Raw genomic sequence first — 8,717 nt, forward strand, 5'->3', positions numbered from 1 at the left:
GACTTCAGGCCGCGCAAGGCTTTCGGCCAGAACTTCGTCCACGACGCAAACACTGTGCGGCGCATCGTTTCCGCCTCCGGGGTCAATCGCCATGACCATGTGCTCGAGGTCGGTCCCGGGCTCGGCTCCCTGACGTTGGCCCTGCTTGACCGGGGTTCGCGGGTCACCGCCGTGGAGATCGATCCAGTGCTGGCCAGGCAGCTGCCGACGACCATCGCCGAGCATTCGCACAGCGAGATCAACCGGCTGACCGTGCTCAACCGCGATGTGTTGACATTGCAGCCGGGCGAACTGGCCGAGGAGCCGACGGCGCTGGTCGCCAACCTGCCGTACAACGTGGCCGTTCCTGCGCTGCTGCATCTGCTTGCCGAATTCCCGTCGATCCGGACGGTGATGGTGATGGTGCAGGCCGAGGTCGCTGAGCGTCTGGCCGCCGAACCGGGCGGCAAGGACTACGGCGTGCCGAGCGTGAAGTTCCGGTTCTACGGCAACGTCCGTCGTTACGGCATGGTGTCGCCGACGGTGTTCTGGCCGATCCCGCGGGTGTACTCGGGGCTGGTGCGCCTCGACCGCTACGAGGCGTCGCCATGGCCCACCGATCCCGACTTCCGCCAGCAGGTGTTCAGCCTGATCGACTTGGCCTTCGCGCAGCGGCGCAAGACATCGCGCAACGCCTTCGCGGAGTGGGCCGGCTCGGGCAACGAGTCGGCGCGTCGACTGCTCGCTGCCAGCATCGATCCGTCGCGCCGGGGTGAGACGCTGAGCGTTGCGGACTTCGTCCGGCTGTTGCAGCGCTCAGGGGAGTGGGACGAGCCGAGGACAAGGGCGCAGCTGTCGCAGCGGCCGCAGTCCGACGTCAGCGACGCCTTGAACCGCTAGTCCTTGGCGTCGTTGTCCTTTTCGAGGAACTCGTCCATCAACGGCGTCTCGGCGACCACCGGATAGTTGCCGGTGTAGCCAACGCGCTCACGGGCCATCTCGAGAACTCGGCCGCGCACCGCGTACCAGCCGATGATGAGCGCCGGCACGATCACCAACAGCGCCACCAGGTTCCAGTAGTTCTCGTAGCACATCAGCGCGGTGACTGCGGCGAGGAAGAGCAGCGTCGCGTAGCTGGTGTAGGGCGCACCGAACAACTGGAACGCCGGCCGCTGCAGGATCCCGCGCTTGGACCAGCGGTAGAGCTGGATCTGGCAGATGACGATCGTGGCCCAGGACGCGATGATGCCAAGCGCGGACAGGTCGAGCGCGATGTTGAATGCCTCCGACGGCACCACCAGGTTCAGGAAGACGCCGACAACGGTGAAGCATGCCGTGAGGGCGATGCCCGCAAACGGCACACCGCGTTTTGTCATCCGCGCGGTGAACTGTGGCGCGCTGCCGTTCATCGCCATTGAACGCAGAATGCGCCCTGTGGAGTACAACCCGGCGTTGAGGCTCGACAGCGCGGCAGTCAGCACGACGAAGTTCATGATGTCGCCTGCGACGGGAACGCCGATGCTGGAAAAGAACGTGACGAAGGGGCTGGTGCCCTGCTTGTAGGCGGTATACGGCAACAGAAGCGCCAGCAGAATCAGCGACCCGACATAGAACACCGCGATCCGGAAGATCACCGAGTTGATCGCCCGGGGCATCACCTTGGCAGGATTCTCCGTCTCACCGGCCGCTGTACCCACCAATTCCACTGCGGCATAGGCGAAAATCACACCGGAGGTGATGATCACCAGCTGCAGTATCCCGGTCGGGAGTATGCCGCCGTTGTCCGCGATGACTGACACGCCGGTGGTCTGACCCTCGATGGTGAATCGTCCTGCCAGGAACACGATTCCGACGACTAGGAATGTCACCAGCGCGATCACCTTGATCAGCGCCGCCCAAAACTCCATCTCGCCAAACAGTTTCACCGAGATCATGTTGACCGCCAGCACGATTACCAGTGCCATCAGCGCGATCGTCCATTGCGGGACGGCCGCGAACGCGCCCCAGTAGTGCATGTAGAGCGCAATCGCGGTGACGTCGACGATCGACGTGCATGCCCAGTTGAAGAAGTACATCCAGCCGGCGACGTAAGCGGCCTTCTCACCGAGGAATTCGCGCGCATAGGAGACGAAAGATCCTGACGAGGGACGGTGCAGCACGAGTTCACCAAGGGCGCGCAAGATGAAGAATACGAACAAGCCGCACACCGCGTAGACGATGAAAAGCCCTGGGCCCGCGCTGTTCAGCCGGCCGCCTGCGCCCATGAACAAGCCGGTACCGATCGCCCCACCGATCGCGATCATCTGCAGCTGTCGCGGTTTCAGGCCCTTGTGATAGCCCTCGTCCTCATGGGCAAGCGCAGACGTGTCGTAATCGGTGGCGGATGACATTGGGCCGACGTTAGTGGTGTGTCACCGAACCGGAAACTCGGAGGCAGTAAACGTTGGGTTACAAAGCGATTTGACGCGAGTTACCGCAACGCGCGCGTAATAAGTGACATGAATTCTCGGCATGACTGATAGCGATGCTCGGGGTCTTTCGCCATGGCTTTCGCCAGTATCGAATCGAAAACACGTGGCAACCAGTCGATCTCGCGTGAGCGGCGTGGTGGAGCGCTGTTCAGGTGAGCGCTGATCAAGCCGAGCTGTGTACTCGCTGTGAACGGAGGTGTACCGGTAATCAATTCGACCGCGGTACATGCCAGCGCGTACTCGTCGGTGGCTTCCGAAGGCGCGTGTCCGGTTAGTAGCTCCGGCGCCGAATACGGCAGCGACGCCTGGACGTGGCTGGCGCGATAGCCGATATCGTCTGTGATCGAAACGGCAACGCCGAAATCGATTAGTACTGCCTCGTTTTCGGAAAGGTGCGGCTGGACAAGAATATTGGAGGGTTTGACGTCGCAGTGCACGATGGCGCGATTGTGTATGTAGTCGAGTGCATCGGCGATCTGCGTAAGCGCGGCAAGTCGCTGCGGCACCGTCGACAAGTTTGCGATGGTTCCTCCGGACAGAAGTGCCATCGACAGCCAGCCAGGGCCCCGCTCGTACACGCGGACGATGTGGGGGTGGTCAAGCTGATGCGCGAACTCGAATTCTCGGCGAAGACGGGCCACTTGGGCTTGGTGCCGGTGCCGCTCGTCGAGCACTTTCAGCGCGATCGCGCGGTCGGGCCCAGCCTCATGGTGGGCCCGATAGACCGTCGCGTACCCGCCGTGGCCGAGCGCGGCTTCGATGACGTAGCCCGCAAACCGATCGCCGGGCGAAAGCACCTACCCAGACTAGAGTTCGTCAGCGGTGTTCACGTGGCTAGAGATAGTGTCGTGCAGTGTCCGCCTCCGACGGAAGCACCGCATCCGAGTGGATTCCCACCGGGTCGGTCACCGTGCGGGTCCCCGGCAAAGTCAACCTCTACCTGGGCGTCGGGGATCGCCGCGACGACGGCTACCACGAACTGACCACCGTCTTCCACGCCGTTTCGCTGCTGGACGAGATCACCGTGCGAAACGCCGACGTGTTGTCACTGGAAATGTCGGGCGAGGGCGTCGAGTCACTGCCCACCGACGAACGCAACCTGGCCTGGCAGGCGGCCGAATTATTGGCCGAGCATGTCGGACGGGCACCCGACGTCGCGATCTCCGTCGAGAAATCCATCCCGGTGGCCGGGGGAATGGCGGGCGGCAGCGCCGACGCGGCGGCGGTGCTGGTGGCGATGAACACGCTGTGGGAGCTCGGCGTGCCGCGCCGCGACCTGCATGCGCTGGCGGCCCAGCTCGGCAGCGACGTCCCCTTCGCCTTGCATGGCGGCACCGCGCTCGGCACCGGCCGCGGCGAGGAGCTGGCCACGGTGCTGGCTCGCAACATGTTTCACTGGGTGCTCGCATTCGCCAAGAGCGGGCTGTCCACGCCTGCGGTGTTCGCAGAACTCGACCGGCTGCGCGAGACGGCCGGCTCGGGCCGGGACCAGCCGCCGCGGCTAGACGATCCCGAGCCGGTGCTGGCCGCGCTGGCGTCGGGCGACCCGACCGAGCTGGCGCCGCTGCTGGGTAACGACCTTCAGGCCGCCGCGGTGAGTCTGGACCCGGGGCTGCGACGCACGCTGCGGGCTGGCACGGAGGCCGGGGCGCTGGCGGGGATCGTGTCGGGGTCCGGGCCGACGTGCGCCTTCCTGTGCACGTCGGCGGCGTCGGCGATCGACGTCGGTGCGCAGCTCGCTGGTGCGGGGGTGTGCCGCACGGTGCGGGTGGCCAGCGGACCGGTGCATGGCGCCCGGGTCGTGCCGGCCCCGTCGACATCTGTGTAGTCGCGCGGTGGGGTGCGCGTCGATTTCTGCGACAGCGCTGCTATCCACTCGATTCGCACGACGATGGTGCAGAAGTCGGCGAGGTCTGCCTCGGTTTGATCACGCGCAAGTGTGACGCAGGCCTCAATTCTCGCGACAGTTTGGCAGCTACTTAAGAGTTGCTTAAGATGATCGGCGGTGAAAGCTAGCGGTCAAGCATCGGACGCGACTTATTCTCCCGGCGGTAACCCCGGGGGGCGGTTCGGCAGATATAGAGGACAAACCGGTGCATCACCGATTCGAGACTTAACCGCTCCCCAATTGTGTGCGTGCCTCCGCGAAAACGCCCTCTATCAGCGGGAGCATTACATCCGGGCATTTGCACTGTGCCCGACGTCGCCGGCGCTGCGGCTCCGGAAACCGAGGAGGTTGTCGTGAGCCGATTCACCGAGAAGATGTACCGCAACGCCCGAACGGTTACGACGGGCATGGTCACCGGTGAACCCTATGAGCCCGTCCGCCATACCTGGGGCGAGGTTCACGAGAAGGCCCGGCGCATCGCGGGTGGCCTGGCCGCCGCGGGTGTCGGCCACGGAGACGCGGTGGGCGTGCTGGCCGGACTGCCGGTGGAGATCGCTCCGACCGCGCAGGGACTGTGGATGCGCGGCGCCAGCTTGACCATGCTTCACCAGCCCACCCCGCGCACCGACTTGGTGCTGTGGGCCGAGGACACCTTCACCGTCATCGGCATGATCGAGGCCAAGGCCGTCATCGTGTCCGAGCCCTTCACGGTGGCCATCCCGGTGCTGGAGGAGAAGGGCATCAAGGTCCTCACCGTCGCCGACCTGATGGCGTCGGAGCCGATCGACCCGGTCGAGGTCGGCGAGGACGATCTGGCGCTGATGCAGCTGACATCCGGCTCGACCGGCTCACCCAAGGCTGTGCAGATCACGCACCGCAACATCTACTCCAACGCCGAGGCGATGTTCATCGGCGCCGAGTACGACGTCGACACGGACGTCATGGTCAGCTGGCTGCCCTGCTTCCACGACATGGGCATGGTCGGCTTCCTCACCATCCCGATGTACTTCGGCGCCGAACTGGTCAAGGTCACGCCGATGGACTTCCTGCGTGACACCTTGCTGTGGGCCAAGCTCATCGACAAGTACAAGGGCACCATGACCGCGGCGCCCAACTTCGCCTATGCGCTGTTCGCCAAGCGGCTGCGCAAGCAGGCCGAGCCGGGTCAGTTCGACCTGTCCACGCTGCGGTTCGCGCTCTCAGGCGCCGAGCCCGTCGAGCCCGCCGACGTGGAGGACCTGCTGGACGCTGGTAAGCCGTTCGGCCTGCGCCCGGACGCGATCCTTCCGGCGTACGGCATGGCAGAGACCACGCTGGCGGTGTCGTTCTCGCCGTGTGGCGCCGGGCTGGTCGTCGACGAGGTCGACGCCGACCTGCTGGCCGCGCTGCGTCGCGCCGTTCCCGCCACCAAGGGCAACACCCGCAGGCTGGCCTCGCTGGGCCCGCTGCTGACGGACCTGGAGGCCCGCGTCATCGACGAGCACGGCAACGTGATGCCGCCGCGTGGCGTCGGAGTGATCGAGCTTCGGGGCGAGTCGCTGACGCCCGGCTACATCACCATGGGTGGCTTCATCCCCGCCCAGGACGAGCACGGCTGGTATGACACCGGCGACCTCGGCTACATCACGGATGACGGCAACGTCATCGTCTGCGGCCGCGTCAAGGATGTCATCATCATGGCCGGCCGCAACATCTATCCGACCGACATCGAGCGGGCCGCCGGCCGTGTCGAGGGGGTGCGGCCAGGCTGCGCCGTCGCGGTGCGCCTGGACGCCGGACATTCGCGCGAGACCTTCGCCGTGGCCGTGGAGTCCAACGCCTGGCAGGACCCCGACGAGGTGCACCGCATCGAACGTCAGGTCGCTCATGAGGTGGTCGCCGAGGTCGACGTGCGTCCGCGCAACGTCGTGGTGCTCGGACCCGGCACCATCCCGAAGACCCCGTCGGGCAAGCTGCGCCGGTCCAACTCGGTCTCGCTCGTCACCTAGCCGCACCTCCGCGGTGGACCTAAGGACCGAGCGGCTGTGGTTGACGCCGCTGGACCCGAGTCGCGACGCGCAGGGCCTGCATCCGGCGTTCAGCGATCCCGAGGTCATGCGGTGGTGGAACACACCGATGCGTGCCGACATGGCGGACACCCGCAGGGATCTGGCGCAGAGCCTGCAACACCCTGACGCCCACATGTGGGTGGTGCGCGAGTCGCAGCAGCCGGTAGGCCTCGTCGGGTTACTCGGAGGCGTCGACGTGCCCGGTCTGTCGTGGCTATTGCGAAGGGATGCTTGGGGTTTCGGTTACATGACCGAAGCCGCAGCGGCCGTCGTCGAGTATGCGTTCGGCACGTTGGGTCTCGCCCGGGTCGAGGCCTGGGTCGAATCCTCTAACATCCGCTCGCTGTCGGTCGCCCGCCGGATCGGTCTCACCGAACGCGGTCGGCTGGCGCAACGGTATCCGCACCGAAATACCCCGCATGAGTCGATCGTTTTGGGCCGATCGCGCCAGCAAGAGCCCGCCAGCGCGCTCGACGTCGAGGCCACACTGGCCGTGCCCGATCTCGCCGCAGTACTCGAGCTTCTGCGGTCGGTGCTGGGAGCCAGGACTGGTTACGTGGTAGGCGATCCGCCGACGGTCGCGGGTGTGGTTCTCGGTCCGTGGAGCGTCGGTCCTCGTCTTCGGCTGGCGGCGACACCCCAGGTCACGCCGGTCACCGTCACCGTGGATGTCGGTACCGAGTTCGACGCGGCCTACGCCCGCGCCGTCGCAGTGCGAGCTGATATCGCGGCACCACCGGTCGAACAGCCATGGGGCATGCGAGAGTTCGTTATCCGACTCCCCGGCGGACATCACATGGTGTTGACCGGCCCGGCCTAAGGGTCAGGCCGGGGCGTCGCTGGTGCGGGTGTGACGTTTGGACGCGGCCCCGATCGCGATCATGTCTAGCTACCGTCGCTCATGGCCGACCGCAAGCATGATGGCCACGCCGTACCAATCGCTCGATAGTCCAAGTACGGCCAAGAGTGTCTCGTCGGCGAAGCCCCCGAGTACGCACGATCCCAAGCCGAGTTGAATGGCGTTCTCGCGCAGCATTTGAGTCAATTGACCAGCTTCAATCGTCGCGAAGCGCAGACCGCGGAAGCCGTACTTATCTGTGACCCTCCGGAAATCGACCACTAACGCAACGAGGCAGCCAATGGGCCACGCCCACTGCTCGATCAGTGACTCTGAGACAGATTTGCCATCGACCTCATCGACGAGCGTCAACTGGAATCCGTTGGTGTCTACGTACCAGAGCTCGGCGCGACCATCGCGCGGACGGAAGACGTAGGGGTGGACGGAATACAGCGCGCCAGCGGACCCGTACGTCATCCCCGATGCCGTGGGAACAATCGTCGTCATCAGCTCGGTCAGCTGAGCGTCATCCAAACCCTGCGCTACGAACGATCGACACGATCTCAGTCCCGTCATGGCACTCGTGGACGGTATGTCAAGTGTTCGTCCGTGCAACGGGGGATATTGAAACCTGCTCGGCCCGAGGCCATCTGCGTACTCACCCAATCGGCCATGCGAATGGGTGGACCAGTCGCCCCGCTGCCAGATCCTCGCGTACTCACGAGGGTCCATACGACACCGCTAAGTTCGACGAATTCGTTGAGCAGTCAGCGGCTGGCCGAACTGCAGCCGCCACAGCCGCCACAGCCGCCGCAACTGCCGCCACCCCCGCCCGGTGCTGCCGTGTCGAGTCCGGAAGACTGCGGATTGAGGTGATCCGCCCACGTGGTCACGCCGAGCACCCGGTAGTCGATCGGGTGTCCGCCGTCCTGTCGCCTTGGATTCACGGGTGCCAAGGCTACTACAAGCGTCTTGGCTGCTCCATCCATTTGCTGCGGGATCAGCTCTGCCTCGAGTGAGTTCTCAAGTCGTCACGTCATCTGTGGCCGATTCGCCGATGCTGTTCGCTGCCGTCGCCATATCCGCGCTGACATCCCGGTGAATTGCGGCGATTTGCTGCCACAACGGCTGATACATCAGATCGATGGTCGGCATGTGGGGGAACCCGAGCAATCGAATGATCGAGAACACCAACCATGCCCGATCGAAAGGAATCCGGACGTCGGCCTGCTCGCAGCGGCGGACCAGGACATTGAGCCAATGTTCCCACCGCTGCTCGTCGGCTTCAATAGCGTCGAGTGCAGCCTGCAAATCGCCCCACGTCTTGATCTGGGTGCGCCTGCAGACCTCTAGGCAGATGTCGGTCTCGTCGCCGATCTCCACGACCTCGGGCCATTCGGAGCGCTGGAACTTCGCTCGATCAGCGAGTTCTCGCAAGCGTCTCAGCTGACTCGCGTATCGGGGGTTCTTCTGGCAGTGCTGCAGCAGATACT

At 64.8% G+C, this 8,717-nt stretch carries 9 protein-coding genes; 4 read left to right on the top strand and 5 right to left on the bottom strand.

All coding sequences use genetic code 11. The features are described 5' to 3' along the window. Window positions 1-879 (top strand): 16S rRNA (adenine(1518)-N(6)/adenine(1519)-N(6))-dimethyltransferase RsmA (gene rsmA, locus VFH65_RS15210; protein ID WP_353322533.1); only part of this gene is annotated, 879 nt, incomplete at its 5' end. Here rsmA and VFH65_RS15215 read toward each other — a convergent pair. Both VFH65_RS15215 and VFH65_RS15220 read right to left on the bottom strand, forming a co-directional pair. After that, entirely contained in the window at window positions 876-2,369 is a 1,494-nt protein-coding gene (locus VFH65_RS15215; protein ID WP_353322534.1) for an amino acid permease, read from the bottom strand. The genes rsmA and VFH65_RS15215 overlap by 4 nt on opposite strands. An 80-nt stretch (window positions 2,370-2,449) precedes the next feature. Beyond that, the gene (locus VFH65_RS15220; protein ID WP_353322535.1) at window positions 2,450-3,247 is read right to left on the bottom strand and encodes a serine/threonine-protein kinase; all 798 of its coding nucleotides are present in this window, start codon (window positions 3,245-3,247) and stop codon (window positions 2,450-2,452) included. A gap of 56 nt (window positions 3,248-3,303) precedes the next feature. On the opposite strand from VFH65_RS15220, the gene VFH65_RS15225 reads away from it, so the two are divergent. The 3 genes from VFH65_RS15225 (at window position 3,304) to VFH65_RS15235 (ending at window position 7,206) form a co-directional block, all read left to right on the top strand. Beyond that, on the top strand, window positions 3,304-4,278 hold the full coding sequence (locus VFH65_RS15225) for a 4-(cytidine 5'-diphospho)-2-C-methyl-D-erythritol kinase (protein ID WP_353322536.1): 975 nt from the start codon (window positions 3,304-3,306) through the stop codon (window positions 4,276-4,278). A 413-nt stretch (window positions 4,279-4,691) separates the two neighbouring features. After that, window positions 4,692-6,326, top strand: coding sequence for a fatty acyl-AMP ligase (locus VFH65_RS15230; RefSeq protein ID WP_353322538.1), 1,635 nt, complete (start codon window positions 4,692-4,694; stop codon window positions 6,324-6,326). Window positions 6,327-6,339: 13 nt separating this feature from the next. Then, on the top strand, window positions 6,340-7,206 hold the full coding sequence (locus VFH65_RS15235) for a GNAT family N-acetyltransferase (RefSeq protein WP_353322539.1): 867 nt from the start codon (window positions 6,340-6,342) through the stop codon (window positions 7,204-7,206). 69 nt (window positions 7,207-7,275) lie between these two features. Here VFH65_RS15235 and VFH65_RS15240 read toward each other — a convergent pair whose 3' ends face one another. The 3 genes from VFH65_RS15240 to VFH65_RS15250 form a co-directional block, all read right to left on the bottom strand. Beyond that, complete coding sequence (locus VFH65_RS15240) at window positions 7,276-7,956, bottom strand: SagB/ThcOx family dehydrogenase (protein WP_353322540.1); 681 nt, start codon at window positions 7,954-7,956, stop codon at window positions 7,276-7,278. 35 nt (window positions 7,957-7,991) lie between these two features. Continuing rightward, window positions 7,992-8,171, bottom strand: coding sequence for a hypothetical protein (locus tag VFH65_RS15245; RefSeq protein ID WP_353322542.1), 180 nt, complete (start codon window positions 8,169-8,171; stop codon window positions 7,992-7,994). A 76-nt stretch (window positions 8,172-8,247) separates the two neighbouring features. After that, window positions 8,248-8,717: hypothetical protein (locus tag VFH65_RS15250; RefSeq protein WP_353322543.1), on the bottom strand; the 470-nt coding region annotated here is incomplete at its 5' end.

Source organism: Mycobacterium sp. (genome assembly GCF_035697385.1).
In the GTDB taxonomy this organism is placed as follows: domain Bacteria; phylum Actinomycetota; class Actinomycetes; order Mycobacteriales; family Mycobacteriaceae; genus Mycobacterium.

Coding starts and splice junctions, on each gene's coding strand:
- VFH65_RS15240 (WP_353322540.1), bottom strand. CDS start 7,956: ATGGACCCTCGTGAGTACGCGAGGATCTGGCAGCGGGGCGACTGGTCC.
- VFH65_RS15215 (WP_353322534.1), bottom strand. CDS start 2,369: ATGTCATCCGCCACCGATTACGACACGTCTGCGCTTGCCCATGAGGAC.